This is a genomic window from Sphingobium sp. DN12, from assembly GCF_051058005.1.
GTDB lineage: Bacteria > Pseudomonadota > Alphaproteobacteria > Sphingomonadales > Sphingomonadaceae > Sphingobium > Sphingobium yanoikuyae.
Map to the genome: position 1 here is coordinate 4,315,748 of NZ_CP173717.1, position 26,743 is coordinate 4,342,490.

Here is a 26,743-nt window from a genome sequence, read left to right on the forward strand (position 1 = left end):
CGCGCAAAGAACACCTGGGCGCGTAATGGGTTCTGCGGATCGAGGGAGAATTGGCTGAGCAATGCCTCTGCTGTGCAACTTCCGCGTGCGCGGAAGTTCAGCGACATGCCCCGATCAGGTGCCGGGGCCAGATGGTTGCAACATGAAGATGAGTGATTTGCCTTGCCACCCCATGGGAATGGCGAAGCTGCGCTGTCGGCTTTCTGTTTGAGGCTATCACGGAACCAACTTGCCGATTGCACGCTCTCATCGCGGAGGTCGCACATGGCTGCACGCGCATTTTGGCAGGGCCAGATCAAGCTGGCACTGGTGTCCATCCCGGTCGAAGTGTATCCCGCGACCAAATCGGGCGCGGCGGTCAGCTTTCGTCAGATTCACGAGCCCACCGGCAAACCCATCCATTATGAAAAGGTCGTGAGCGGCGTGGGGCCCGTCGACCGAGAGGAGATCCTCAAGGGGTTCGAGCTTTCAAAAGGCAATTATGTGCTGCTCGAACAGGAGGAAATCGAAGCGGTCAAGATTGAGAGCCGCAAGACCCTCGACCTCGTCCAGTTCGTCGAGGCCGATGCGATCGACGTTCTTTATTATGAGAAGCCTTATTTCGTCGTACCCGCCGATGACCTCGCAGAAGAGGCCTATGCCGTGCTGCGGGATGCGCTGCGAAAGGCAAAGAAGGTCGGACTTGGCCAATTGTCGGTCCGTGGACGGGAGCAACTGGTGTCGATCAAACCCTGTGGACGGGGGCTGGTCATGGAAGTTCTGCGCTATGCTGACGAGGTAACCAAGGCGCAGACATATTTCCGAGGTTTGCCTGCCGATACGGCGGATGAGGACATGCTCGATCTTGCTACCAGCATCATCGACAAGCGAACGGCGCCCTTCAAGCCGGAAGAGTTTCGCGATCGCTATGTCGATGCGCTCCATCGCCTGATCGAAAAGAAGAAAAAGTCCAAGGGGAAGCGGATAATAGAAGAGGTGGACGATGAGCCGGCGCGCAAGGGCGGCAATGTCATCGACCTGATGGCGGCGCTCAAGAAGTCAGCAGGAGAAACGGCTCGCACCCCAGCGACGAAGAAGAGGTCGAAAAGCGGATCGGCGACTGGCAATATGCGTGCGCCTGCAGCCAAGCGCAAAAGCGCGTGATGACGCTGAATCCCGATACCCCGCTCCACCTTATCGACGGGCCGGTCCTGCTGCGCCTGAGCATTGCTGCTCTGCTCGGCCTGCTTTTGGGGCTCGACCGACAGATACGCGGCCATGCAGCGGGGCTACGCACCCATGGCCTCATCTGCTTCACCAGCGCCCTCATGACTGTCTGCGCAATCGCGCTGCACAATCAGTTGCAAGGCGAGGGAAATATAGATCCCCTGCGGGTCTTCGAAGCTTCTGCCGCATTTTCGGGCATCATAGCGACTGGCCTCATTATATTCAGCAAGGGTGAGATCAAGAATCTGACCACGGCAGCCCATATCTGGCTGGCGTCGATGATCGGAATCGCTTCCGGCGCTGCCCTCTGGCCCCTAGTCGCCAGTGCCACTCTCGTCGCGATCCTTATGCTCAGCCTGCTGGGCTTTGTGGAACGGCGCTGGCTCGCGTCCGAGGAGCGACAGGGCGAATGAGCCGGATCAATCCCCTTGCCTCCTATAATGCCAAACGGGACTTCAATCGCACCAGCGAGCCTGAAGGCAAGATGGCAAAGAAGGGCGGCAACAGTTTCGTTGTCCAGAAACATGCCGCCAAAAGGCTGCACTGGGACTTCCGGCTGGAAGTCGATGGCGTGCTCAAGAGCTGGGCCGTCACCAAGGGGCCGAGCCTGGATCCCGATGACAAGCGGCTTGCTGTCCGCACCGAAGATCATCCTCTGAGCTATGGCAGTTTCGAGGGTAATATTCCCAAGGGCGAATATGGCGGCGGCAGTGTGATGCTCTGGGACCGCGGTTGGTGGGAACCGATCCCGGGAAAGAGCGCGAAGGATATAGAGGATGGCCATCTCCATTTCATCCTGCATGGCGAACGGATGAAGGGGGAATGGCTGCTGGTGCGGATGAAGGGGCGCGCGGGCGAAAAGCGCGAGAATTGGCTGCTCCGCAAGATTGAGGATGGCGAAGCCCGCCGGAATGGCGATCTGGTCGAGCGCGCGCTGACAAGTGTTCTGACTGACCGATCCATGGCGCAAATCGCCGGGGACATCGCCGGCACGCAGTCATTGAAAGGCGCAAGGGGCAAGACATTCACGGATAGGATGCAGGCGGCAAACGCGCATAATGCAAAGATCGGCAGGACGAAGGTGAAGGCGATCGCCAGAACGGAGGCTATGCCGCGCTTCATCAAGCCGCAGCTTGCAACTTTGGTCGACCATGTACCGGTCGGCAACGAATGGCTGCACGAGATCAAATATGACGGATATCGCGCGCTCGTTGCAGCCAGTGGCGAAGCGATAAAAATATATACGCGCAGCGGCCTGGACTGGACGGACAAATTTGGTGCTTTGGCCGGAGCCATAAAAGCGCTCGACCTCCCGCCTGCCTTGATCGACGGCGAGATCATCGCCTTTGACGCTGACGGCAATCCCAGTTTTTCGGCGCTGCAGGCGGTGTTGAAACGGGGCCATGGCGCGGAGCGAGCCGACACGCCGTTCCATTTCTTCGCTTTTGATCTTCTTTCCCTTGACGGCATGGATTTGAAGTCTCTCCCCGCAATCGAGCGAAAGGAGCGGCTCGAAGCCTTATTGGCGGATGCGGAACAACCGATCCACGTTGCCGATCACCTGATCGGCTCGGGCGAGAAGCTCTACCGATCGCTTTGTCAGGCCGGGCAGGAAGGCATTATCGCAAAGCGCGTCGATGCGCCCTATCGCAGCGGACGGACACGCGCCTGGGTGAAGGTCAAATGCACTCGTCGGCAGGAATTCGTGATCGTCGGCTGGACCCGTAGCAAGGTAAAAGGGCGTGCCTTCTCCTCCCTGCTACTGGCGCAGCATGAAGGCGGTGAACTGGTCTATAAGGGCAAGGTCGGCACTGGTTTCGATGCCGCCACAATGACCGACCTGGCCGAGGCCATGAGTCCGATTGCGACCGGCACGTCGCAGATCATCATTTCCGCCGCCCAAGCGCGCGGCGTCCAATGGGTCAAACCCAAGCTCGTTGCGGAAGTCGGTTTTGCCGAGTTCACAAGGGAGGGTCTCGTGCGACATGGCAGTTTTCTGGGGCTACGAAGCGACAAGTTGGCAAAGACAATCAAGCCCGAAAAAGCGGCCCCAACGCCTCCTTCGGCCACAGCCATCAAGATCAGCAATCGCGCGCGCGTGATTTTCCCGGAGAGCGGGCAGACCAAAGGGGAGTTGGCCGATTATTACGCGCGGATCGCCCCGCTGATGCTACCTTTCGCCGCCAATCGGCCGATCAGTCTTGTGCGATGCCCCCAGGGCCGTGCGAAGAAATGCTTTTTCCAGAAACATGACAGCGGCGCCTTTGGCGACCATGTCCGCCATGTTGCGATCCGCGAGAAAGACGGCGGCTTGGAAGATTATCTCTATGTCGACGATGCCGATGGCCTGATCGCCTGCGTCCAGATGGGTACGATCGAATTTCACGGCTGGGCGAGCCGTGCCGATGCCATCGAGAAGCCCGATCGCATGATCTTCGATCTTGATCCCGACGAGGGCATGGATTTTGCACGGGTGCGTGAAGCGGCAAAGGATATTCGCGATCATCTACGCGACATCGGTCTGATCTCCTTCGCCATGCTGTCGGGAGGGAAGGGGGTCCATGTCGTCGTCCCCCTCAGCCCCACCCACGACTGGGACGCACATAAGGATTTCGCTGCCCGTTTCGCCCAGGCCTTGAGCGCGGCAGAACCCGATCGCTTTGTTGCCACGATGAGCAAGGCCAAGCGCAAGGATCGCATATTCATCGACTGGCTGCGCAATCAGCGCGGCAGCACCGCCATCCTTCCCTACTCGGCGCGCGCGCGTGCCGGCGCGCCCGTAGCCATACCGGTCGACTGGGACGAATTGAACGATTTGCAGGACGCCCATCCCTTCGACATTGGAGATGCCGAAATATTGGGGGAGCGCGCAACGAAGCTCAAAGGCTGGGGCTTCGCTGCGCAGACCCTGCCGGATCTATGATTCGCTTCGGGCACCATGAACCCCGCCATGCGTTGATGGGAGAAGATCAGCATGAAAGGATCATAATGCCCCATCACAAGGAGCGTCCTGCCCGCAAAGCCACCAGTCGCCTTGCGCTCTACCTCGTCTTCGCATTCATCGTTGCAGCCATACTGGCTTTCATCTGGGTCAACATGCACGCCTGACCGGGCGATAGCCCCTTAGTCCGAACCGGACTGCGCCACGGTCCGTGCCAGTTCATCGATCTTATCGACCGGGATACGTCTTGCTATCATCGCCATGGTATCCGGCGGCAGGCGCGCGTCGATGACATTATCGTCTTGCTGCCAAAGCCGCAGGCGCGCAGCAAGATAGCCTGGCTTCTGTCCGGCAAGAATGGGCGCCGCCTTGCCGACTGCATGACAATTGCTGCAGGCGGGCAGGGGCTGACCGAAACGATCCACCCCCGGTGAACTGCGTGTGGTGGCAACATTCGCCAGCCCGGGCATCGCAGAGAAATAGGTCGCCAGCCTCGCCATGTCCTCGCGCCCGGTCGTTGCCAGCGCCGTCTGCATGACCGCACTGCTGCGCTTCTCCGACACATATTGGCGCATGCTGGCGACCAGATAGGCCGCGCTCTGCCCAGCCAGGACCGGAATATCGGATTGCTCCCTCCCCCGACCATCCACGCCATGGCAGCTTGTGCAAGCCGACAAGGTTGCCGGAGCAACGCCGGGCAGACGTCCCTCCCCGCCAGCCTGGGTCAGCGCTTGATATTGCGCCGCCGTCATATGCGGCAAGCGCCGGACGAAAGCGGTCATGCGCCTTACTTCGTCCGGTCGATCAGCCGCCGCCCAGGCCGGCATGCCGGTGAATTTGACGCCATGCCGGATGATCCAGAATAATTCGCGATCCCGCCATTCCCCCGCCGTCCGGGCAAGATCAGGCGCCGGCGGGGTTGCCTGCTGCATCACGGGTGATGGCCGTACACCCGGCGCGCCATGACAGACCTGGCAGGCCTGACGGAAATGCCCTGCTGCACTGACCAGGCCCTCATCGTCGAGCGGGTCGGGCGGTGCGTCCAGCCAGGCATGAGTCCGCACGGAATTGCGCATCGTCCAGTGAAGGAACCAGTCGGTAATACGCCAATGGCCCGACGACGCGGAAATCTGCATGGCCCCGGACCAGGCGAACAGCATCCCAAGAACCCCAAGTACGAGCAACGCGACAATTGCGCGCTTCAAGCTGATGCGAAGGATCATGCCGCCCCCCTCTGGCGAAGGAGGCTCGCCAACAGGACAAGACCACCGATGAAATAGCTGGCCCCGCCGACCAGCAGCATGAGGACACCAGCCAGTTGCTGGTCGATCAGCGGGTCCATGCCGGCCAGATGATGATGATCCGCCGCCGCATAGAGAGGCCTTGGCGCCAGGCCGATCAGGACACCAAGCAGGGTCATGTGCATCGATGTCAGCAACAGGGCACCTATGCCAGCGGCCCGATGATCGGCGCGGAGCACCGATGACCAAAGCAGCAGACCTGCGCCAAGGAAACAGAGCTGCTCGAGCCCGAGCAATGGGAGGGAGGTCATTGTCGCCGCGCGAAGGGCCGGCAGGTGCCAGAGCCAGACTGTGACAAGTTCCACCAGCATCATCGCCATCGGACTTGTGAGGCCGGGCCAGAGACGCGCAGGATCAAGCCGCCCTTGAGACAGGCCAATGGCAAGAAAAGGCGCTGCAATCGCCACGGCAATCATATGCCCCCCCATATGGCCAGTCATGCCAAGCGGCATGCCAGCGAGGAGCCAGCCGATCGGTACCAGCGCGAGGCCGGCGGCAAGTGCGGCGCGTTTCATCGGCAGTCTCGCAGGAAGATGACCGGAAGTGCCGTGAACAGCACGCCGACGAAGCTCAGCCCTGCCAGGAGCAAGGTCGACTTGGCCAGGAAACGGAGCCGGTCGATCCGGGTCGAGTCCTCATGGGGCGGCGGATTGCCCGGCAGGCGGGCCTGCGCCCAGGCGATCCATCCCGAAAGTCCGATCATCAGCAGCGCAAGCATCGTGCCGATGACGAACAGCAGCGGAAAACTGGCAAAGCGCCCGGCCTTGGCACAGGAGATGGCCGCCCAAAGATAGGAGGCGAGGAAATGCCCCGCCCAGATCGCTGGTGGAATGATGAGCGTCCAGAGCGTGACCTTGAGCCGCTCATGCCATTTGCCTCGCTCGCTCATGTGACCTGCGGGAACAGGCCGATCGTCGCATAGGTGACGATCGCGGTTAGCGCATAGAAATGCATGTAGACGGTGACGTTGCGCAGATCCGCGTCATGCACCGGGTCCATGCGCCCGGCGAGACTGCGCGCGAGTGCATAGCCCTGCATGATGGCGGCAACGCCCGCATGGGCCGCGGCCCAGATGGCGAGCGTCCACACGATTGCAGGATAGCTGTGCGCCTGCGGGTCCATGCCATGCGTCCAGGGGCCGGCCAGCCCTGCCCCGATCCCGGCAAGGCTGAGTAGCAGCGCGACCAAGAGGCAGAGCCGTGCCATGTCGACATGCTTGCGGGCATGCACCTCCCGCGCGCCGAGCGTCAGCAGCCAGCTTGCGATGCCCAAGAACAATGCGAGCATGGGCCAGGCCATTCCGGGCCCGTCCGCCAGAGCGACCGGCGGGAAATCGGCATGGCGGGTCCAGAAGAAGAAATAGCCAAAGATGAGCCCGGAAAAAGCCGTCGCATCGGCCATCATCGTGATGAACATCGCCCACCAGCCTGGCGCAGAGGGCCCGGAGAGATAGAGCGGCAGCTCAAGGCCGTGGCCGATCGGTTTGCACGGCTTTTCGGGAATTTCGGCCGTCCCGGTCCAGAGCCACCACAGAGCCATGGCGAGTGTGGCAACGCCACTGACGAGCGCAGCCCAGTAGAGATGATAGGTTGTGAGGATGAACACCCCGCCGAGCGCGACCGCCGTCAGCATGGGCTTGATGCTAGGGGTTCCCAGGCGGATCACTGCCAGTGGCCGGGCATCAAGGACGCTCGTAACGATCGTCTCGCGTCGCCCTTCCTCTGCATCGGGCAGGAAGAAGCGGCCCTCATCCACCTTGCGCACGAAATCTGTCTGGTCCCAGATTGGATAGCGGCTCTCGATCAATGGCACCGACCTTATGCCCCAGTCCTCGTCCTCGGGATGGGCGAGCCACTCCAGCGTGCCCGCATTCCAGGGATTGCGGACGGCCCGAACACGGCGCGGCGAGAGGCTAAGATCGACGCATATCACCGCCACCCCCGCGGCAAACAGCCAGGCCCCCAGGGTGGAAGCCATGTTGAGCCCGCCCAGTCCCAGTTCGGCCGGATAGGTAAAGACGCGCCGCGGCATGCCCATGAGCCCGGAAAGATGCATCGGGAAGAAGGTCAGGTTGGCACCGACGAACAGCATCCAGAAAGCGATCCGGCCAAGCCGGTCGGACAGTTTCTTGCCCGTCACCAACGGCCAATAATAATATAGGCCGGCGAAAAGCGGCATCAACGTGCCGCCGATCAGCACATAATGGAGATGGGCGACGACGAAATAGCTGTCATGCGCCTGCCAGTCGAACGGTGCCACCGCCACCATGACGCCGGTAAGGCCGCCAATCACGAAAATGGCGAGGCTGCCGGTCGCATAGAGAAGGGGTGTGGACCAGGTGACCCGGCCTGCCCACAGCGTTGCTATGAACACGAAGATCTGGACGCCGGTCGGAATGGCCACGGCTTCGGAGGCGGCCGAGAAGAAGGCCAGGCTGATCTTCGGCAGCCCGGTGGTGAACATGTGGTGGACCCACAGGCCGAAGGACAGGAATGCGGTACCCACAGCGGCCAGCACGATCCACGGATAGCCCAGGAGATGGCGGTTGGCGAAGGTCGGCACCAGCATCGCGAACAGCGCGATCGAGGGCAGGAATATGATGTAGACTTCGGGATGACCGAAGATCCAGAACAGATGCTGCCACAGGAGCGGATCCCCGCCCCGGCGCGCATCGAAGAAGGGCCAGTCGAGCAGCCTTTCCATTTCGAACAATATGTCGCCGGCGATGAGCGGCGGAAAGGCAAAGAGGATCATCACCGCCACAACCAGTATGTACCAGGCATATAGCGGCATGAGATTGAGCCGCATGCCCGGCGGTCGACATTTGAGCACGCCGACGATCAGTTCGACTGCGGCGGCGACCGACGACACCTCGATGAAGGAAAGACCGAGCATCCAGATATCGGCTCCGAGCCCCGACAGGTCTGTGCGGGTGGTCAGCGGAGGATACATGAACCAGCCGCCGTCAGGGGCGGCATTGAAGAAGATCGATCCCCCGACGAACAGCCCGCCAATCAGGAAGGACCAGTAGCCAAAGGCCGACAGGCGGGGAAATGGCAGGTCGCGCGCGCCCAGCAATTGCGGCAGCAGGATGATCGACACCGCCTCGAACATCGGCACGGCGAAGAGAAACATCATCATCGAGCCGTGCAGGGTGAAGAGCTGGTTGAAGGTACCGGGCCCAACCAGATCATTGTCGGGCACGGCAAGCTGGGTGCGCATGATGAGCGCGAGCACGCCGGCAAAGAGCATGAAGCCAAAGGCGGTCAGCACATACCAGACGCCGACGCGATTATTGTTGCAGTCGGTCCAGCGCAGGAAGATCCCCCTGGGCGGCGCCCACACCGCGCGCAGCCTTTCTTCCTGCGCCGCGCGTAGCGCCGGGTCATCCTGATCGTGGAGGCTCATTTCAGCCCCTCGAGATAATGGGCAATGGCAATGGCCTCCTGCTCGGACAACTGGGGATAGGCTGGCATGCGCGCGCCTGGCTTTGCGATCTGGGGCGCTCGGATGAAGGCGGCGATATTGGCGGTGGTCGGTGGCAATATCCCGGCCCCCAGCGTCCGCCTCTGTCCAAAACGGCTAAGGTCAGGCCCGATCGCCGCATCATGCGCGGTTCCCCGGATGGCATGGCAGGCGCCGCAGCCATGCGCATCGAAGAGAGACTGGCCCCTCGATGGGACCAGGCCCTTGCCGGCCCCGCGCGCGCCCGCCAGCCATGCGTCGAAATCAGCCGGGTTCATCGCGATCACGTCGAAGGCCATTAGCGCGTGCGACAGACCGCAAAATTCCGCGCAAACGCCTCGGAAGCGGCCGGCCTTTTCGGCGCGCACGACCAGCCTGTTGGTCCGTCCGGGGATCATGTCCATCTTGCCGGCAAGACCGGGAATCCAGAAACTGTGGATCACGTCCTGCGCGCCGAGTTCAAGGATCACCGTCCGCCCCACGGGAATGCGGATTTCGTTGGCAGAAACAAGTCCGGGCCCCGCGCGTGATGCCCCATAAGCGACCCGCCACCAGAATTGCTCGCCCTCGACCCGAATGGTGAGGTCGCCAGGCGCCGTGTCGCGCGGGCGCATGGCAGGCAAAGCGTAGAGAAGCAGCGCGCCAAGGATCAGGGCCGGGCCGATGGCGCCCAGCCACAAGATGATCCGCATGCCGCCACGATGGCTGAGCGCCCCTTCCGGAGCGCGAAGCGCGCGAACATAGATGAGGACCATGACCGTCACGATGATCGCCGCACCGATGGTCAACAGGATCGCCATCTCGCGCACCTGCCGTGCTTCGGCGCCGAAGACATGGAGGGCCGACTGATGCGCATTGCAGGCGCCAAGGCCGAGCAGTAAAATGGTCCAGAGCCATGGATTGCGCATTGCGCCCGCGTCACCCCTTTTGCGCTGCATCCTATGTGCAGCGTCTTTCGTGCCAACACGCGAAGCGGCATCCGGTTCAAACATTTCTGTTTCGTAACAAGTGGATGAATTGCCGGTGTCGGCGAAACCAAAAGCCAGCCGGCGCATTGGCGAGGGATCCTTCTTCCTTCGACAAGGAGACCTGTCTTGCCCAGCGCCCCGCCGCGCACCCGGCCCCTGCTCCGCCCGCTTCACGGCCTGCTGCTCGCCTGGCCGGTCGCCCTGTTTCCCGCTGCCCTGCTGTCGGACATCACCTATCTCAACAGCGCGGAAATGCAGTGGAGCAATTTTTCGGCCTGGCTGATCACCGGCGCACTGATTGGCGGCGGCCTGGTACTGCTATGGGCCTTTATCGCGCTGGCGCGCGCCAAAGGGCCGGCACGTCGGCAGCATGGCCTTTATCTGCTGCTGTTGGCGCTGATGTGGGCCTGCGGGCTCATAAACGCCTTCCAGCATAGCCGCGACGGCTGGAGTTCGGTCGGGACCATCGGCCTCATCCTTTCCCTCCTCAGCAGCCTGGCTGCCCTTGCCGCGGGCTGGACGGCCTTCGCGAGCTATCGGGAGGTTCGGCCATGACCGTGCGTGCCTTCATTCTGGGCGCCAGTCTCCTGGCGCTTGCCGCCTGCGGGCGTAGCCAGCCTGGCCTTGACCAGACCGGCGACCGGCCGGACCTGCCCGATCAGCGCCAGACATTGCTGCCGCCGATGAAAATCGCGACGCCCGCAGGCTGGGGCAATGAAAAGCCGACGGCACCGGCCGGCTTTAGCGTGACGGCCTTTGCCACGGAGCTCGCCATTCCGCGCCAGATGCTGGTGCTGCCCAATGGCGACATTCTGGTGGCGGAAGGTTCAGGGGGATCGGCCCCCGCCCTGCGGCCCAAGGATGTCATCGCGACCCAGATCAAGGCCATGGGGAAGACATCGGTAAAGGGTGGCAATCGCATCACCCTGCTGCGCGATGCCGATGGCGATGGCCGCGCCGAATTGCGCAGTACGCTCATCACCGGGTTGAATGCGCCCTATGGCCTCGCCCTGGTCGAGGGCCAGCTCTATGTCGCGACACAGGACGCGCTGCTGCGCTTTCCCTATCGCGAGGGCGAGACGCGCATCACCACGCCCGGCGTCGAGGTGACCAAATTGCCCTCGCGCATCAATCATCACTGGACCAAATCGCTGGCAGCTGGCCCGGACGGATCGAAACTCTATGTCGGTATCGGCTCCAACAGCAATGTCGGCGAACGCGGCATGGCGGTGGAGGAAGATCGTGCCGTCATCTGGGAGGTTGATCGCCAGTCCGGCATGCATCGCACCTATGCCTCGGGCATCCGCAATCCGACAGCCCTTGCAGTTGAGCCGCAGACGCGCCGGCTCTGGGCCGTGGTGAACGAACGCGATGAGCTCGGACCGCAACTGGTGCCCGATTATATGACTGCGGTTCGTCCCGGGGCCTTTTACGGCTGGCCCTACAGCTATTGGGGACAGAATGTCGATCCGCGGGTGCGTCCGCAGCAGCCCGATCTGGTGCGACGCGCGATCCGGCCCGATTATGCCCTGGGATCCCATGTCGCGGCACTCGGTATCAGCTTTGCAACCGGCGCCGGTCTTGGCCCGGCCTATGCGAAGGGCGCCTTCGTCGGGCAGCATGGCAGCTGGAACAGGCAGGATCTGGCCGGCTACAAGGTGGTCTTCATCCCCTTCGCCGATGGTCGGCCCGTGGGCAAACCCCAGGATTTCCTGACCGGGTTCATCAAGGATGGACATGCGCGTGGACGTCCGGTGGGCGTAAGCTATGATCCGGTCCATGGCGCGCTGCTGGTCGCCGATGATCTATCCAACAGCGTCTGGCGGATAGCCCCAATCCGTCACTGACATCAGGAAAAGGGGCAAGGAGAGAGAAAATGGAGAAACGACAGGAAGACGGCGAGACGGTGACCCATCTCTCGAAAGTCGAGGCACGCAGCGGATCGCGTACCACCGTGACCCGGTCGATATTGGTAACAAGCCTCGCGCTCGTCATTGCGGCTCTGCTCATCGTGGTGGCGATCGGCTATTTCAGGGCCGACAAGACCGGCGCGGATGAGGTTAACAGCGATAACCGCGCAGGATCGGCCGCCCCCAGGACTGAAGCCGTCGAGTAATAGCGGCAATATCAGGTTAAATGCGCCAAGTGGATGGAAAGAACGCCGTCGTGCGCGGTGACAGGATGGCGAAGTCCGTCTATCCCCAAGTCATGGCCTCCATTTTTTCTCCGGCGCCCACGCACGCGGATTCGCTCAGAACACGGATAGCCTCTTTCCCGTGGGAGAAAACGGCACTGGGAGCCAAGGCCGGCTGGCCAATTTCGCTGCGGACCACGGTCGAGCTCGCGCTCGCCTCGGATTTTCCGATGTTCATCATGTGGGGGGAGGCGCAGATATTCCTCTACAATGATGCCTATGCGCCCTTTTTGGGAGCTCGTCACCCCGCAGCACTTGGCCAATCGATGTGCGATGTCTGGCCCGAGATCTGGTCCGAGCTCTCGCCCCTGCTCGATAGAGCCTTTGGCGGCGAGACGGTTTCGGTCGAGGACATGCACCTCGTCATGACCCGTAATGGTGATGCCGAGGATACATGGTGGACCTTCTGCTACAGTCCGTTGTGCGACGACGCAGGCGATATCGTCGGCGTTCTCGATATCGCGGTGGATGTGACGCAGAAGTTTACGGACGCCCGCAGGATCGAGGAAAAACGGGCAAGGCTCGAGAAAAGCGAAGCGCGTTTCAGCGCATTGGTAAGCGCGACCTCCGACGCAATCTATCAGATGAGCGCCGACTGGCAGGAAATGCGCCACCTCGACGGACGTGGTTTCCTCGTCGACACGCAAGCACCATCTGTTCGCTGGCTTGAACTCTATGTTCCAACGGATGACCATTCCATCGTGATGGACGCGATCGCCCGCGCCATCGAAGCCAGGGCGCCCTTCATGCTGGAGCATCGCGTACGTCAGGCTGATGGCACCATCGGCTGGACAGCGTCCCGCGCCGTCCCCATCCTCGACGATGACGGCAATATCCTTGAGTGGTTCGGCACGGCCACCGATGTAACGGCCTCGCATCTTTCGCGCGAAGCTCTGGCCACAAGCCGCGAAAAGCTGGAACTCGCGACACGCGCGGCCCGCCTTGGTCAGTTCGACTATTGGCCGCAGACCGGACAGCTTGAATGGGACGATCGCTGTCGTGCCCTTTTTGGCCTGCATCCCGGTGCCCCCGTCAGCTATGAAACCGCCTTTCTGGCGGGCCTGCATCCCGAGGATCGCGAAGGGGCCGACGCAGCGGTGCGCGCCGCGCTCGATCCGGCCGGCACCTGCATTTTCGACACCGAGTATCGGACCGTCGGGATCCAGGATGGAATCGAGCGGCATATCCATGCCCAGGGCCTGGCAATGTTCGAGGGGCAGGACCCAATCCGTCTTATCGGTACCGTGCAGGACGTCACCGCCGATCGCCAGGCGCAGGCCAGTTTGCGCGAGGTGGAGGAGCGGCTGCGTCTTGCTGGACGGGCTACCAATGATGCGGTGTGGGACTGGAATTTCCGCGACGATCATGTGACCTGGAACATCGCGCTTGAGCATGCCTATGGGCACAGGCTCGAAGATGTCGAACCGACCGGCGGGTGGTGGCTGGACCATATCCACCCGGATGACCGGCAGCGGATCAATGACAGCATTCACGCGGTGATCGATGGCGAAGGGACTGACTGGACCGACGAATATCGCTTTGCCCGCAGCGACGGCAGCTATGCCGATGTCCTCGATCGCGGCTATGTTCTGCGTACGCCTGCCGGCGAGCCGCTGCGTATGGTCGGGGCGATGCAGGACATGTCCGCCCGCAAGGCTGTCGAGCGCCAGCTTGAGGAGGATCGTCGCAGGCTCATCGAGGAGGTCGAGACCAAGACGGCCGAGCGCGACAGGGCTGAGGACGCCCTGCGCCAGTCGCAGAAGATGGAAGCGGTCGGCCAACTGACTGGTGGCCTAGCCCATGATTTCAACAATCTGCTGACGGGCATTTCCGGCGCCCTGGAAATGATGCAGATACGTATCGCGCAGGGCCGGGTCGGCGAAATCGACAAATATTCCGTCGCCGCCCAGGGCGCCGTGCGCCGCGCCGCTGCGCTCACCCACCGCCTGCTCGCCTTCTCCCGCAGGCAGACGCTTGATCCCAAACCGGTCAATTCCAACCGGCTGATCTTCGATCTGGAAGAGCTGATCCGGCGCACGGTGGGACCACAGATCGCGGTCGAGACCGTCGGCAAGGCCGGTATCTGGACAACCCTGGTCGATCCCAATCAGCTTGAAAATGCGCTGCTCAACCTCTGCATCAATGCGCGCGACGCAATGCCGGACGGGGGACGCATCACGATCGAGACCGCAAACAAGTGGCTGGACGACGCAGCAGCGCGCAAGCGCGATCTGGAACCAGGTCAATATGTATCGATCTGCGTGACAGACACCGGCACGGGCATGACGCCCGAGGTAATTTCCCGTGCCTTCGATCCCTTTTTCACGACCAAGCCGCTGGGTGAAGGCACTGGGCTTGGCCTATCGATGATCTATGGATTCGCACGTCAGTCCGGCGGCCATGTGCGGATCTATAGCGAGCTCGGGACGGGTACGACCATGTGTCTCTATCTGCCCCGCCACTTCATGGAAGACGAGGAAAGCGAGGACGCGTCAGTCATTCCATCGCTGAGTGAGCAGGCGGCCAGCAATGAACCACGACGCGGTACGATCCTGGTGGTCGATGATGAACCCACGGTTCGGCTCCTCGTTGTCGAGATAGCGCAGGAACTGGGCTATGATGTGCAGGAAGCGATGGACGGCCCAGGCGCCATGCGGCTGTTGCAAAATGGCGTGGCAGTCGACCTGCTGATCACGGATGTGGGCTTGCCCGGCGGAATGAACGGTCGACAGGTTGCCGATGCCGCACTCAGCCTCCTGCCGGATCTCAAGGTCCTGTTCATTACCGGCTATGCTGAAAATGCCGTCATCGGAAATGGCCAGCTCGCGCCCAACATGGCGCTCGTCACCAAGCCGTTCGCGATGGACGCATTGGCAAAGCGGATTGGCGATATGTTGCCCTGATCCCGCGAGGCGGCAATCGACCGAGCACTGCCCCGCTTCCAATATCAAGAAATCGTCAATCTTGCGGTACGACCGCCGGTCGGCCTGACGACATTTTGCGGCTGAGTTGCAGGCAAGGATTCAGGCCGCGACGGATCATGTCTGGGGTCTTCCGCGTTCATGGGGCAAGTAAAAAGGACAGAGATGATGCTTGCCAACGCCCGCCGTGAAATCCTAACCCGCCCGATCTTCTCCCTCGTCGAGGCAGCCCTGCCCGCCCTTTCCGCTACGGAGAGCGAAGCGATCGAGGCGGGCAACAGCTGGTGGGACGCGGCCCTCTTTACCGGCAATCCGGATTGGGATCAGCTTCTTGCCGTACCGCCCGCCCGGCTGACCGACGCGGAGCAGGCCTTCATGAATGGTCCCGTCGAACAGCTGTGCGGCATGATCGACGACTGGCGCATGACTTGGGAAACGCACGACCTGTCCCAGGAAGCCTGGGACTTTCTCAAGCAGGAAAAATTCTTTGGCATCATCATTCCCGAGGAACATGGCGGCCTTGGTTTTTCCAATTTCGCCCATAGCGAGATTGTCCGCAAGATCGCGACCCGATCCGTGTCCGCGGCCGTCACCGCGATGGTCCCCAACAGCCTGGGCCCGGGCGAACTCATCCTGCGTTTTGGAACCAAGGAACAACAGCACCACTGGCTGCCGCGGCTGGCGGATGGTCGCGAAATTCCCGCTTTCGGCCTGACCAGTCCCGAAGCCGGCTCCGATGCGGCGGCGATGGTCGACGAAGGCGTCATCTGCAAGGGTCAGTGGGACGGCGAGGAGGTGATCGGCATCCGCCTCAACTGGCGCAAGCGCTATATCACCCTGGGTCCGGTCGCCACATTGCTGGGCCTCGCCTTCAAGCTGCGCGATCCCGACCATCTGCTGGGCGGGCAGGACGAGATCGGCATCACCGTCGCGCTGGTCCCCACCGACCTTCCCGGCGTGTCGATCGGGCGCAGGCATATCCCCTCGATGCAGAGTTTCCAGAACGGCCCCAATGAGGGCCATGACGTGTTCATCCCGCTCGACAACATCATCGGCGGCCCGGATCGCGTCGGCCAAGGCTGGAAAATGCTCATGAGCGCACTGGCGGCCGGCCGGGGCATTTCCCTGCCTTCCCTGTCTGCTGCTGCCGGCGCCTTTGCTGCCCATACAACCGGCGCCTATGCGCGGGTGCGCTCCCAATTCAACCTGCCGATCGGCAAGTTCGAGGGGATACAGGAGCGGCTGGCGCGGATCGCGGCCAATGCCTATCTGCTCGATGGCGCGCGCCGCCTGACCTGCGCAGGGCTCGATCAGGGGAACCACCCCGCCGTCATTTCCTCGATCCTCAAGCTGCATGCGACCGAACGCATGCGGACCGTCATCAACGATGCCATGGACGTGCATGGCGGCAAGGGCGTGATCGACGGACCCAATAATTATCTCGGCAATCAGTATCGCGCGATCCCGGTCGGCATCACGGTCGAGGGCGCCAATATCCTTACCCGCAGCCTGATGGTGTTTGGCCAGGGCGCGATCCGCTCCCATCCCTATCTTCTCAAGGAAATCCGCGCAGTCGCCGATGCCAATCGCGGCCGGGCGCTGGCGCAGTTCGACGATGTGCTGTGGAAGCATGTCGGCCACGCGCTCAAGACCGCGATCCGCGCCTTCGCGCGTAACTGGACCGGCGGCCTGTTTGCACCGGCGCCCAAAGCCGGGCGCGCGACCCGCTATTATCGCCAGATGAGCCGCTATGCCGCGGCCTTTGCCTTCATATCCGACATATCCTTCCTGACCCTGGGCGGCGAGCTCAAGCGGCGGGAACTCCTCTCTGCTCGGCTGGGCGATATACTGTCCGAACTCTATCTTCTTTCCGGCGCCCTCAAGCGCTGGGAGGATGAAGGGCGACAGGATGATGACCTTCCCCTGCTCGCCTGGTGCATGGACAGCGGCTTTGCCACGATCGAGCAAAGGTTCGTCGAGATCATCGAGAATTTCCCTGCCCGTCCCGTGGGCTGGATGCTGCGCCTGTTCATCCTCCCCTTTGGCCGCCGTCGCCATGGCCCGACCGACCGGACCATCCGTCAGTGCGCGCAGATCATCCTGGAACCCTGCCCAGCGCGCGAACGGCTGATCGACAATGTGTTCATCGGCGGCCCGGAAGAACCCGTCGCCCGCCTGACCGAAGCCTTTCGCCTGATGGTCGACACCCAGCCGATCCATGACCGGCTGCGCAAGGCGCGGATCAAGGATTGGGCCAAGGCGCGCGAGCGCGGCCTGCTGTCGAGCGCAGAACTGGCGCAGCTTGAAGAGGCCGATCGCGCGGTCGCGGACGTCATCGCCGTGGATGATTTTGCACCCGAGGAGCTGCGGCGCAATGCTGCTGCATCGGATCTGGCACAGGCCGCCGAATGAGCCGGCCGGTCTATATTGTCGATGGCACCCGCACGCCGTTTCTCAAAGCGCGCGGCGGCCCCGGCCCCTTCACGCCTGTCGACCTGGCCGTGCAATGTGGGCGCCCGCTCCTGCTGAGGCAGAAATTTGCCCCCACGGATTTCGATCAGGTTATATTGGGGTGCGTCAATGTCATCGCCGATGAAGCCAATCCGGCGCGCGTCGCTGCCCTGCGTCTGGGCTGCGGGACGCAGACGACCGCCTTTACCGTTCAAATCAATTGCGGTTCGGGCATGCAGTCGATGGACACCGCCTACCGCTATATCGCCGATGGCGGCAGCGACCTCATCCTGGCCGGCGGTGCTGAGGCGCTCAGTCACGCCCCCCTCGTGTTTCGGCAGGATGCCGTCGAATGGTTTGCCGCGATGCAGGGCGACAAGAGCAGCCCCCTGGCCTCGCTGAAAGCGGCCAGCGGATTTCGCCCCGACTTCCTCAAGCCCATCATCGGGCTGGAACGCGGCCTCACTGATCCCATCACCGATCTGGGCATGGGCCAGACCGCGGAAATATTGGCGCACCTCTTCTCCATAACGCGGGCGGAAGCAGACGCTTATGCGGTCGAAAGCCACAAGCGTCTTGCCAGGGCGCAGGCGGAGGGATGGCTGGAGGGGGAAGTTGTGCCCGCGTTTGCCAAGGATGGAACCGTCCATTCCCGGGATGATGGCGTGCGGCCCGACAGCAGTACAGAGAAGCTCGCGACACTGAAGCCGGTTTTCGAGCGTCCTTATGGGAAGGTCACGGCGGGCAATAGTTCGCAGATCAGCGACGGCGCCTGTTGGACCATACTCGCCTCGCAAGAGGCCGTCGAACGCCATGGCCTTATGCCCCGCGCGCGGATCGTTGACAGCCAGTGGTCGGCGCTTGATCCAGCCATCATGGGCCTGGGCCCGGTGCTCGCCTCGACGGCACTCCTCAAGCGCAACGGTCATGGATTGGCAGACATCGACCTGTGGGAATTGAATGAAGCCTTCGCTGCGCAGGTGCTGGCATGCCTTGCCGCATGGGAGGACGAAGCATTCTGTCGCACCATATTGGGCCTTGAGGGGGCGGCCGGGCGAATCGATCCCTCGCGCCTCAATGTCGATGGCGGCGCGATTTGCCTGGGGCACCCGGTGGGCACGAGTGGCACGCGGATCGCACTGCATCTGGTTCAGGCGATGGAGCGGCTCGGGCTCAGGCGCGGCATCGCCACCCAATGTATCGGCGGCGGCCAAGGCGGCGCCATGTTGATCGAACGGCTGTGAAGGAGGCCATGATGAACGATCCTGTCTGGTCCTTTCTTGCCGATCGCGCTCTGGAGACCGGTCCCGCGTCCCATCGCGCGGAGGCCCTGCATCATTGGCGCTTCACGCGCGACGCCCATGACATTGGCTGGGCTATCCTCGATCAACAGGGAACGGACACCAATCTGCTGTCCCAGGCAGTGCTCGAGGAGCTTGGCCATATACTCGACATGATCGCGGACCGTACGCCCCGGGCGCTGGTCATTCGCTCAGGCAAGACACAGGGCTTTCTTGCCGGCGCAGATATCAGCGAATTTCGTGACATGCGCGACGAGGCGATGGTCAGGGACCGGATCGCCGCCGCGCATGCGATCGTCGACCGGCTCGAAGGGCTGACCTTTCCGACCATCGCGGTCATGCACGGCTATGCCATGGGTGGCGGTCTCGAGGTTGCGCTGGCATGCAACCAGCGCATTGCCATCGAAGGCACAAAGCTCGGCTTCCCCGAGGTGCAGCTTGGCCTGCACCCGGGGCTCGGCGGCACAGCGCGCTTCACCCATTTATGCGATCCGATCGCGGCGATGGAACTGATGCTGACCGGCAAGTCGATCGATGCTGGCCACGCGAAAGACATGGGGCTGGTCGATGCGGTAGTTCCTGAACGCCATGTCCACGCCGCCATCATGGCAGCGGTTGCAGGAGATATGGACCAGGGCCGTCAGGCATTGCTGGATCGCCTTAAGGACGCCGCGCCAGTCCGCCATCTGGCAGCGCGGCAGATGCGCAGCCAGGCGGAAGCCAAAGCACCCTTGGCCCATTATCCCGCGCCCCATGCGCTTATCGACCTGTGGGAAACTCATGGTGGCGACCAGGAGGCGATGAAACGGGCGGAGATCACTTCCTTCGCACATCTCATGATGAGCAATAGCGCGCAAAATCTCATCCGTGCCTTTTTCCTGCGCCAGAAGCTCAAGGCACTGGCTGGGCCGGGCAATAAGACGATCGCCCACGTTCATGTCATCGGTGCGGGCGCGATGGGCGGCGACATCGCGGCCTGGTGCGCCTGGCGCGGCCTGCGCACCAGCATCTCCGACGTGAAGCCTGGGCCGATTGGCGCGGCCCTTAACCGAGCTGCGAAGCTGTATGAAAAGCTCGCTCATGGAGATCGGCTCAAGGTTCGCGATGCGCTGGATCGGTTGATCCCTGACCCGGATGGTGCGGGCATCGCCAAGGCCGACATTCTGATCGAGGCAGCCCCGGAAAAGGTTGATCTCAAGCGGACCCTCTATGCGAGCGCCGAGCCACGTATGAAGGACGGCGCAATCCTGGCGACCAACACCTCCTCCATTCCGCTTGAGCAATTGCGCGAGGGGTTACGCCATCCCGAGCGGCTGATCGGCATCCATTTCTTCAATCCCGTGTCGCGGCTCGACCTGGTGGAGGTCATCAGCCATGACGGGGTCGATCCGGAAGTCGAGGCGGGCGCAAGAGCCTTTGTCGGCATCATCGGCAAGCTGCCGGCCCCGGCCCGCAGCGCCCCAGGCTTCATCGTCAACCGGATCCTTACCCCCTATCTGGTCGAGGCGATGACGATGATGGAAGAGGGCATCGCGCCCGAGACGATCGACAGGGCGGCAATGGATTTCGGCATGCCCATGGGCCCGCTGGAACTTGCAGATCAGGTCGGCCTTGATATCGGCCTTGCGGTTGCCGCCATGCTCAAGCGAGAACTGGACTGGCCCATGCCTGCCACGCCGCAATGGTTGGCAGACAAGGTCTCGGCGGGTCAGTTGGGCCGGAAAGCCGGGAAAGGCATATATGCCTGGAAGGACGGCCATGCGGTCAAGAACAGCGCCCCGCAGCCCCCGCCGGAGATGGCGGACCGGCTCATCATGCCGATGCTCAACATGGCCGCCGCGACCCTGCGCGAGCAGGTGACCGACGATCCAGATATCATCGACGCTGCCATGATCTTCGGCACCGGATTTGCGCCCTTCCGCGGCGGACCGCTCCATTATGCCCACGCACGCGGGATTGGCGAGGTCAAAGCCGTGCTGGAAGGGCTGCGCGATGCGCATGGCGAGCGGTTCCGGCCCGATCCGGGCTGGGACTTGCTGCAATGAGGACCGGCGGGACCGGTCCTCTCGAACTTCGTTCGGCAGAGGAGGTCGCCGACCGCATCATCGCTCGCACTGACGGGCATATCGTCCTTGGCCTGCCATTGGGCCTGGGCAAGGCGCCTCATATCGTCAATGCCCTCTTCGCCCGTGCCAGCGCTGATCGCGCCATCAGGCTGCGTATCTTCACGGCGCTCACGCTCGAGCCGCCCTCGCTTGGCACGGACCTCGAGCGTCGTTTCCTCGAGCCCGTGTTCGAGCGGACAATGGGCGGATATCCGCGCTTTGCTTATGCGCAGGCGCAGCGTGCGGGCGAGATGCCGGCGAATATCGAGGTGAATGAATTTTTCTTCCAGGCCGGCAGCCGGCTCGGCAATGGAGATGCACAGCGCCACTATATTGCAGCCAACTATACCCATGCGATGCGTTATCTGATCGACCAGGGCGTCAATGTCGTGGCGCAGATCGTGGCGCGACGGGGAAACAGCTATAGCCTGAGCTGCAATAGCGACATGACCCTCGACCTGCTTGCCGAGCGCGATCGGGGCCGGGGCGATTTTGCCCTGATCGGTCAGGTCAATGACGAATTGCCCTTCATGCGCGGTCCGGCCGAAATCCCGTCCGATCGGTTCGCAATCATTCTCGACAGCGCGCAGACACGCTTTCCCCTCTTCGGGCCGCCACGCCAACCCGTAAGCCCTGCCCAGCACGCCATCGGCGCCCATGTGGCCGCGCTGATAGCCGATGGTGGCTCGCTTCAGATCGGCATCGGCGCAATCGGCGACGCGATCGCCCACAGCCTGATCCTACGGCAGGAACGGCCGGATGCCTATCGCGCAACGCTCGACCGGCTGGGCGCTCCCGAACCATGGGAAACGGGCCCGTTTGAGGAAGGCCTATATGCGCCGACCGAAATGCTGGTCGACTGTTTCCTCGACCTCATAAGGGCCGGCATCGTCAAGCGTGAAGTCGATGGCGCGATCATACATGGCGGCTTCTTCGTTGGCCCGCGCAGCTTCTATGCCGCGTTGCGGGACATGGATGAGGATCTGCGCGATCGCATCCATATGCGCGAGATCAGCTATATCAATGCGCTGTTCGGCAACGAAGCGGCCAAGCGCAAGGCCCGGCACAAGGCCCGCTTCGTCAACAGCGCCATGATGGTCACCCTGCTGGGCGCCACGATCTCGGACGGGCTTGAAGATGGCCAGGTCGTCAGCGGCGTGGGCGGACAGTATAATTTCGTCGCGCAGGCGCTCGAGCTCGACGGCGCGCGTTCGATCATCACGCTGCCCGCCACCCGGCGTCACAAGGGCGAGAGCCAGTCCAATATCGTCTGGAGCTATGGCCATGAAACCATCCCGCGCCATTTGCGCGATATGGTCGTGACCGAATATGGCGTGGCGGACCTGCGCGGCCAAAGCGATGAGCAGGTCATCCGGCGCCTGATCGCCATTGCCGACAGCCGCTTTCAGGGCGAACTTGTGGAAAAGGCCCGGTCCGCGGGCAAGATAGCGCCCGACTGGGACATTCCCGAAGCGTACAGGGATAATCTCCCCGAGCGGATCAGCGCGGCCATGCCCAAGGAGACATTTGCGTCCTTCCCGTTCGGCACGGACTTTACGCAGATCGAGCAGCGGCTCCTGCCGGCGATGCAATATCTGGCAGACCATGCGACCAGGCCCGCCCAACTGGCCGCCCTGCTTGCCCGCGGCCTGCGCGGTGGTCAGCCCGACGAAGCGGAATCGGCCGCGCTCGAGCGCATGGGGCTGGATGCGCCCCATGGCGTCAGGGAGCATAGCTATCGCGCGCTCATCCTGGGAGCCTTGCGCAATGCCGGACAGTAAGGACAGGAAAGAGGCGACCGGGCCAGGCGTCGCTTCGACAGACAGGGGAATGGAGCAGATGAAGGACGGCAAGGATAGCCCGCACCCCGATCTTGACGCAGAAGAGGCCGCCCATGTCGAGGAGCGTAGTACGGGTTCGGCAAAGGTCGTCCATGAGGTCGTGCGGCTCCAGGGTGAGGAAGAGCTGGATCGACCGATCCTCGCACTCATGCTTTCCGGCCTGGCCGCCGGCCTCGCTATCACCCTGTCGCTCATGTCCGAACTGTTCCTGCGGGCAAGGCTGCCCGACACGGACTGGGCGCCCCTCATCTACCTGCTGGGCTATCCGGTCGGATATCTGATAGTGATCATGGGACGGCTCCAGCTCTTTACCGAAAGCACGGTCACAGCGGTGCTGCCGGTCGCGACCCGTCCGAGCCTTAGCAATCTGGGACGTCTGGCGCGCCTGTGGGCCTGCGTGCTGGCTGGGAATCTTGTCGGCGTGACGCTCGTAAGCGCGCTGATGACCGGTGAGATCATCATCACGCATGAACAGCGCATCGTGGCGCTCGATATTCTCGCCAAGCTCGAATGGCAGGACTGGTCGAAAACCCTGATGCTGGGCATTCCGGCTGGCTTCATCATGGCCGCGATTGCGTGGGCCTTGCCAAATGCCAAGGGCAGCGAATTCTGGGTGATCTTCCTTCTGACCTATGTCATCGGCCTTGGCGGCTTTTCGCATGTCGTCACCGGTTCTTCCCAGATCAGCTTCCTCTGGTTGAGCGGCGAGGTCAGTTTCCAGCAGGCCTGGTTCGGCTTCTCTCTGCCTGCACTCATCGGCAACATCATCGGTGGTAGCGGCCTGTTCGCGGTCCTGGCCCATGGGCAGATGCGAAGCGACCTTACCGAAGGGGGATAGCGTTCGGTTTCAACCGTCGCTGTCAGGCAGAACTGCGCGCAGAGACTTCTCGATTTCCCCGCCGCAATAGGCCTCGCCATAGCGCGTCACGCTTCTTGCCTCGAGCCTCGCCAGGGCAGGATGAGCGCGCAGACGCTGGACCAGACCCATCGTTGCAGGCGCATGTTGGGAGAGCATGGCAGCGATTGCGCCGAAGCGGCTGGCCATGGTGCCCCATAATGTCACGGTCACGATATCGGCCAGATCCGGTTTTGCGGTGCCGAGCATGAAACCCTTTCCAGCTTCAAGGCCGCTGCTTGTGCCCACAGCCTCCCAGATGCGCATCCATTTCACCAGCCGAGGAATAAAGCTGGCCCATCGATCCTCCGTCCACATCTGCCGGCCGCCATCCAGCGTCAGTTCGTCAATGATATCATTTGCGTCATTGACGAGCTTGACCGTCAAGGCGCGTTCGCGGGTACCGCCATGCACAAGGTCAAGACGCTCTGCCAGATAGACCATGATTGCTGGCATCTGCGACAAGGCAAATCCGGTTTCATTATCAAACAGGAGGGGGGGGCCCATGAAGGGCACCGGCTGATCCTCCGCAGCCATTTGCATCAGCGCGGCGATCTCACCCTCATCATGTTCGTTCCAGCTCTTGCCCGCAAAGGCAAGCGCGGCCCGGATGAACTGTCCGCGGAATGGCAATGGCCAATAATAGAGCTCGAAATCCTTCTTCACCCTCATCCCTCCTTTACGTCCGTGCTTCTGCCAGAAGGCTTTCCTGGGCATATTGGTTGCCATGGGAATCTTGCTGGCAACCTCCGGGCTGTAATGGTGCACAGGAACACAGTGGCGGAGTTCGCGTTCTCCAATATGAGCTATCAGCAGTTTCCAGGAGCAGTTTCGGGGGCCAGCCAGGCGATGAGACCGAAGCTTCGATGGGGAGGCATAGTCTCAAATAAGGCCTTCTCCGCCAATGATAGTGCAGTTGCGCAGGGAGCTTGGGACGCATGTCGAATGAAATAGGTTCGCTTCGGCAATGGGATGAGGGGGACCTAATGGAAGCCTTTCTTCTCATTCAAAGCGAGCGCCATACCATTGACGACCAGATAATTTTTGCAGAAATGCGGCGCCGTGCCGGTGGCGGCGCACGTGAGCAGCGCGATGCTTCTAACAGGCCTCGACTGTGGAACTTCGAGCCGGACCGGCCTCTGTTCTGAGATATGGTCGCCAGCCCGGCGCGCGCCAAAGGCGAGGCGTTGCCGAGCCGGGACACCTCAACCCGCTGCAAGCCTGTCAGGCGAAAAGCGGTCTGTCATTTCGGCGAGCGCCCGCCCACTCACCCAGGCGGATTGCGATCTGATCGCGCCCCCCACGCTTTGCGTCGTAAAGCGCTTCATCTGCCAGCCGGTAGAGCGTGCCAAAGTCAACGCGGGATGCCGAGGCCGTCACACCGATACTCACCGTCACCATGCGATTGCCGATGATGTCGCCATGGCTCAGATCGGCCAAGGTTCCGCGCAGGGTTTGTGCAAATTGCTCGATGTTCCCAACTTCAGCTCCTGTGACCATCATCGCAAACTCCTCCCCGCCCAGACGACACACGGCACAGGAGGAGTTTTCATGCTGCGCGATGCAGCGACCCATAGCTGCCAGAACGTGATCGCCAGCCTCATGACCATAGACATCGTTGATCGACTTGAACCAATCGACGTCGATCAGGAGCAAAGCGACCAGCGCGCCTGATACAGGCAAGCCTTCAAGCATCCTGCCGGTTCTTTCCATGAAACCCCGTCGGTTTGGCAGCCCTGTCAGAACGTCGCGGCGGGCAAGCTCATGGGCCTTAGCCTCTGCGAGCCGCGCGACGTCTCGTTCCATCCGCAAACGGGCATGAGCACGCGAAGCGGCAGCGGAGAGCCACAATGTTTGCCAGGCCGCTGCGAACAGGACCAGAATTTGCGACCCACCGCCCCAGAACATGGCGTCCGCATCGAAGAAGCTGGTCGACGCAAGGACGATCATTGGCAGTGCCCAGGCCCCACCCAGGCTCCGCGCCGCGCTGCTTCCCCGTCGCCATGCCTGGCCGATACAGGATGCGACCGCCGCTAGATTGGCCAGGACCAGGAGCCCCAGCAGATTGCCGAGCATGTCGAACGGCCCCGAACGCATCAGCGAAAGCGGGATGCCCAATGCGCACACGCTTGCGGTGAGGCCCAGCGCTGTGCGCCTCAACCCCGCATCGAGATGCTGTTTTTCAAGAGCAGTGACGGCGCTCAAAGTGGCGAGCGTGATGGCGAGACAGGAGAGACCAGTGCAGATTTGCGCCGATACCGCGCCCGCCATGGAGGGAAAGAAGAACAGATGAAGTTGCGACCAGCACGCCCCCCATATGACCATGCAGAATGCCCATGCAGCCTGCCAGCCGGCATGTTGCTGACGAACGGCAAGAGCCAGTGAGGCGTTATAAATCGCGCCCACAATCAGCAGAACGAGCGCTGCACCGGTCAAGGTAGCCAGGCCAGTTGTCTGGGTGGCTTCTTCACCGCGCTCGACAAGCCTCATCCGCAGGAGATGCGCGCTCGCCACTTCGTCAAATCTCACGGTGTAGGCCACGACAGGAACGTCGCGATAGGGCGCGCGGAACGCGAGTTGGCCGCCAGCTCTCCAATAGGTCCCGAAATTGCCGCTCCGGACATGTTGCTGCTCGACGGCACCGTCACGATAGATGAAGCGCACGACCAGCCGATCAAATCGAGAGCTGTGGATGATCAGCGACAGATCCTCATGATCGCGCGAGCCCTGGGGCAAGGCGGCATGGAGCCACAATGTGCCCTTCTGATAGCCATCAGGATCACCATTGCAGACAAAATGGGAGGGGCGCGTGTCGTCAGGGGCGATCGATCGGCTCACTGCGTGACATAGAGGATCGCCAATGCGTAGCAATTCAGCGCGCGCAGGCTGAGCCCCGCCCAGGATCAACAGTGCGATCGAGAACATGGCGCAGCTAATCGCAAGCCTATGTCGGGATAGTCCCCTGGTCAGGATCCGCGCATTCATCGCGGCCCCTCTAGCATGAAAATGCGTGAATATACTGGGCGCATGGCCACTGGCTCACTTGCGGGCAGCGATCCGCCCGGCTCGCGTCAACGCTCACCATGGACTGACGGAGGCGGAAAAACATCTCACAATCACAAAACAAGAAATTTAATCCAAGTTAAAAAGAAAG

At 62.1% G+C, this 26,743-nt stretch carries 20 protein-coding genes; 13 read left to right on the top strand and 7 right to left on the bottom strand.

Features of this window, described 5'->3' with window-relative positions:
- The first annotated feature begins 264 nt into the window (after nt 1-264).
- The 3 genes from ACI6S0_RS20450 to ligD are packed head-to-tail and all read left to right on the top strand — an operon-like array spanning nt 265 to nt 4,129.
- Nucleotides 265-1,143 carry a Ku protein gene (locus ACI6S0_RS20450; protein WP_136186118.1) on the top strand — a complete coding sequence of 293 codons (879 nt, stop codon included), beginning with the start codon at nt 265-267 and terminating at the stop codon, nt 1,141-1,143.
- Nucleotides 1,143-1,619 (top strand): MgtC/SapB family protein, encoded by a 477-nt coding sequence (locus ACI6S0_RS20455; RefSeq protein WP_136186119.1) that lies wholly within the window; start codon nt 1,143-1,145, stop codon nt 1,617-1,619. The genes ACI6S0_RS20450 and ACI6S0_RS20455 overlap by 1 nt, the downstream gene beginning before the upstream one ends.
- A complete protein-coding gene (gene ligD, locus ACI6S0_RS20460) occupies nt 1,616-4,129 on the top strand; it encodes a DNA ligase D (protein WP_434404168.1) in 2,514 nt (837 codons plus the stop codon). The genes ACI6S0_RS20455 and ligD overlap by 4 nt, the downstream gene beginning before the upstream one ends.
- Nucleotides 4,130-4,329: 200 nt before the next feature.
- On the opposite strand, the gene ACI6S0_RS20465 is transcribed toward ligD, so the two are convergent.
- From ACI6S0_RS20465 to ACI6S0_RS20485, 5 genes are read right to left on the bottom strand one after another with little or no spacing between them, the layout of a single operon-like run.
- Nucleotides 4,330-5,370 carry a c-type cytochrome gene (locus ACI6S0_RS20465; protein WP_434404169.1) on the bottom strand — a complete coding sequence of 347 codons (1,041 nt, stop codon included), beginning with the start codon at nt 5,368-5,370 and terminating at the stop codon, nt 4,330-4,332.
- Entirely contained in the window at nt 5,367-5,963 is a 597-nt protein-coding gene (locus ACI6S0_RS20470) for a cytochrome c oxidase assembly protein (protein WP_434404170.1), read from the bottom strand. The genes ACI6S0_RS20465 and ACI6S0_RS20470 overlap by 4 nt, the downstream gene beginning before the upstream one ends.
- Nucleotides 5,960-6,337: a hypothetical protein gene (locus tag ACI6S0_RS20475; RefSeq protein ID WP_125990379.1), complete on the bottom strand. Its 378-nt coding sequence runs from the start codon at nt 6,335-6,337 to the stop codon at nt 5,960-5,962. Before ACI6S0_RS20475 ends, ACI6S0_RS20470 begins: the two co-directional genes overlap by 4 nt.
- Entirely contained in the window at nt 6,334-8,856 is a 2,523-nt protein-coding gene (locus tag ACI6S0_RS20480; protein WP_136186123.1) for a cbb3-type cytochrome c oxidase subunit I, read from the bottom strand. Before ACI6S0_RS20480 ends, ACI6S0_RS20475 begins: the two co-directional genes overlap by 4 nt.
- Nucleotides 8,853-9,821 carry a cytochrome c oxidase subunit II gene (locus ACI6S0_RS20485; protein ID WP_159367477.1) on the bottom strand — a complete coding sequence of 323 codons (969 nt, stop codon included), beginning with the start codon at nt 9,819-9,821 and terminating at the stop codon, nt 8,853-8,855. Before ACI6S0_RS20485 ends, ACI6S0_RS20480 begins: the two co-directional genes overlap by 4 nt.
- 186 nt (nt 9,822-10,007) lie before the next feature.
- On the opposite strand from ACI6S0_RS20485, the gene ACI6S0_RS20490 reads away from it, so the two are divergent.
- The 9 genes from ACI6S0_RS20490 to ACI6S0_RS20530 all read left to right on the top strand — a co-directional run bounded on the left by ACI6S0_RS20490 (nt 10,008) and on the right by ACI6S0_RS20530 (nt 23,532).
- Complete coding sequence (locus tag ACI6S0_RS20490; protein ID WP_434404171.1) at nt 10,008-10,436, top strand: DUF2231 domain-containing protein; 429 nt, start codon at nt 10,008-10,010, stop codon at nt 10,434-10,436.
- Nucleotides 10,433-11,728: a PQQ-dependent sugar dehydrogenase gene (locus ACI6S0_RS20495; RefSeq protein ID WP_434404172.1), complete on the top strand. Its 1,296-nt coding sequence runs from the start codon at nt 10,433-10,435 to the stop codon at nt 11,726-11,728. The genes ACI6S0_RS20490 and ACI6S0_RS20495 overlap by 4 nt, the downstream gene beginning before the upstream one ends.
- A gap of 29 nt (nt 11,729-11,757) precedes the next feature.
- A complete protein-coding gene (locus ACI6S0_RS20500; RefSeq protein WP_136186126.1) occupies nt 11,758-11,997 on the top strand; it encodes a hypothetical protein in 240 nt (79 codons plus the stop codon).
- Nucleotides 11,998-12,017: 20 nt separating this feature from the next.
- Entirely contained in the window at nt 12,018-14,978 is a 2,961-nt protein-coding gene (locus ACI6S0_RS20505) for a PAS domain-containing protein (RefSeq protein ID WP_434404173.1), read from the top strand.
- 183 nt (nt 14,979-15,161) lie between these two features.
- Nucleotides 15,162-17,408 (top strand): acyl-CoA dehydrogenase, encoded by a 2,247-nt coding sequence (locus ACI6S0_RS20510; protein ID WP_434404174.1) that lies wholly within the window; start codon nt 15,162-15,164, stop codon nt 17,406-17,408.
- A complete protein-coding gene (locus tag ACI6S0_RS20515) occupies nt 17,405-18,691 on the top strand; it encodes an acetyl-CoA C-acetyltransferase (RefSeq protein ID WP_434404175.1) in 1,287 nt (428 codons plus the stop codon). Before ACI6S0_RS20510 ends, ACI6S0_RS20515 begins: the two co-directional genes overlap by 4 nt.
- A gap of 8 nt (nt 18,692-18,699) precedes the next feature.
- Nucleotides 18,700-20,793: a 3-hydroxyacyl-CoA dehydrogenase NAD-binding domain-containing protein gene (locus ACI6S0_RS20520; RefSeq protein ID WP_434404176.1), complete on the top strand. Its 2,094-nt coding sequence runs from the start codon at nt 18,700-18,702 to the stop codon at nt 20,791-20,793.
- Nucleotides 20,790-22,634: an acetyl-CoA hydrolase/transferase C-terminal domain-containing protein gene (locus tag ACI6S0_RS20525; protein ID WP_434404177.1), complete on the top strand. Its 1,845-nt coding sequence runs from the start codon at nt 20,790-20,792 to the stop codon at nt 22,632-22,634. The genes ACI6S0_RS20520 and ACI6S0_RS20525 overlap by 4 nt, the downstream gene beginning before the upstream one ends.
- A gap of 49 nt (nt 22,635-22,683) precedes the next feature.
- On the top strand, nt 22,684-23,532 hold the full coding sequence (locus ACI6S0_RS20530; protein ID WP_434404178.1) for a formate/nitrite transporter family protein: 849 nt from the start codon (nt 22,684-22,686) through the stop codon (nt 23,530-23,532).
- Nucleotides 23,533-23,541: 9 nt separating this feature from the next.
- Here ACI6S0_RS20530 and ACI6S0_RS20535 read toward each other — a convergent pair whose 3' ends face one another.
- Nucleotides 23,542-24,261 carry a glutathione S-transferase gene (locus ACI6S0_RS20535; protein WP_434405976.1) on the bottom strand — a complete coding sequence of 240 codons (720 nt, stop codon included), beginning with the start codon at nt 24,259-24,261 and terminating at the stop codon, nt 23,542-23,544.
- 314 nt (nt 24,262-24,575) lie between these two features.
- Between ACI6S0_RS20535 and ACI6S0_RS20540 the strand changes: the two genes are divergently transcribed.
- Complete coding sequence (locus tag ACI6S0_RS20540; RefSeq protein ID WP_434404179.1) at nt 24,576-24,737, top strand: hypothetical protein; 162 nt, start codon at nt 24,576-24,578, stop codon at nt 24,735-24,737.
- 76 nt (nt 24,738-24,813) lie between these two features.
- Here the strand turns inward: ACI6S0_RS20540 and ACI6S0_RS20545 are convergent, their stop codons facing one another.
- Nucleotides 24,814-26,514, bottom strand: coding sequence for a diguanylate cyclase (locus tag ACI6S0_RS20545; protein WP_434404180.1), 1,701 nt, complete (start codon nt 26,512-26,514; stop codon nt 24,814-24,816).
- Nucleotides 26,515-26,743 lie beyond the last annotated feature (229 nt).

Coding starts and splice junctions, on each gene's coding strand:
- ACI6S0_RS20540 (WP_434404179.1), top strand. CDS start 24,576: ATGGAAGCCTTTCTTCTCATTCAAAGCGAGCGCCATACCATTGACGAC.
- ACI6S0_RS20470 (WP_434404170.1), bottom strand. CDS start 5,963: ATGAAACGCGCCGCACTTGCCGCCGGCCTCGCGCTGGTACCGATCGGC.
- ACI6S0_RS20455 (WP_136186119.1), top strand. CDS start 1,143: ATGACGCTGAATCCCGATACCCCGCTCCACCTTATCGACGGGCCGGTC.
- ACI6S0_RS20505 (WP_434404173.1), top strand. CDS start 12,018: ATGCGCCAAGTGGATGGAAAGAACGCCGTCGTGCGCGGTGACAGGATG.
- ACI6S0_RS20495 (WP_434404172.1), top strand. CDS start 10,433: ATGACCGTGCGTGCCTTCATTCTGGGCGCCAGTCTCCTGGCGCTTGCC.
- ACI6S0_RS20535 (WP_434405976.1), bottom strand. CDS start 24,261: ATGAGGGTGAAGAAGGATTTCGAGCTCTATTATTGGCCATTGCCATTC.
- ACI6S0_RS20545 (WP_434404180.1), bottom strand. CDS start 26,514: ATGTTCTCGATCGCACTGTTGATCCTGGGCGGGGCTCAGCCTGCGCGC.
- ACI6S0_RS20475 (WP_125990379.1), bottom strand. CDS start 6,337: ATGAGCGAGCGAGGCAAATGGCATGAGCGGCTCAAGGTCACGCTCTGG.
- ACI6S0_RS20480 (WP_136186123.1), bottom strand. CDS start 8,856: ATGAGCCTCCACGATCAGGATGACCCGGCGCTACGCGCGGCGCAGGAA.
- ACI6S0_RS20525 (WP_434404177.1), top strand. CDS start 20,790: ATGAGGACCGGCGGGACCGGTCCTCTCGAACTTCGTTCGGCAGAGGAG.
- ACI6S0_RS20485 (WP_159367477.1), bottom strand. CDS start 9,821: ATGCGCAATCCATGGCTCTGGACCATTTTACTGCTCGGCCTTGGCGCC.
- ACI6S0_RS20450 (WP_136186118.1), top strand. CDS start 265: ATGGCTGCACGCGCATTTTGGCAGGGCCAGATCAAGCTGGCACTGGTG.
- ACI6S0_RS20520 (WP_434404176.1), top strand. CDS start 18,700: ATGATGAACGATCCTGTCTGGTCCTTTCTTGCCGATCGCGCTCTGGAG.
- ligD (WP_434404168.1), top strand. CDS start 1,616: ATGAGCCGGATCAATCCCCTTGCCTCCTATAATGCCAAACGGGACTTC.
- ACI6S0_RS20465 (WP_434404169.1), bottom strand. CDS start 5,370: ATGATCCTTCGCATCAGCTTGAAGCGCGCAATTGTCGCGTTGCTCGTA.
- ACI6S0_RS20530 (WP_434404178.1), top strand. CDS start 22,684: ATGGAGCAGATGAAGGACGGCAAGGATAGCCCGCACCCCGATCTTGAC.
- ACI6S0_RS20510 (WP_434404174.1), top strand. CDS start 15,162: ATGATGCTTGCCAACGCCCGCCGTGAAATCCTAACCCGCCCGATCTTC.
- ACI6S0_RS20500 (WP_136186126.1), top strand. CDS start 11,758: ATGGAGAAACGACAGGAAGACGGCGAGACGGTGACCCATCTCTCGAAA.
- ACI6S0_RS20515 (WP_434404175.1), top strand. CDS start 17,405: ATGAGCCGGCCGGTCTATATTGTCGATGGCACCCGCACGCCGTTTCTC.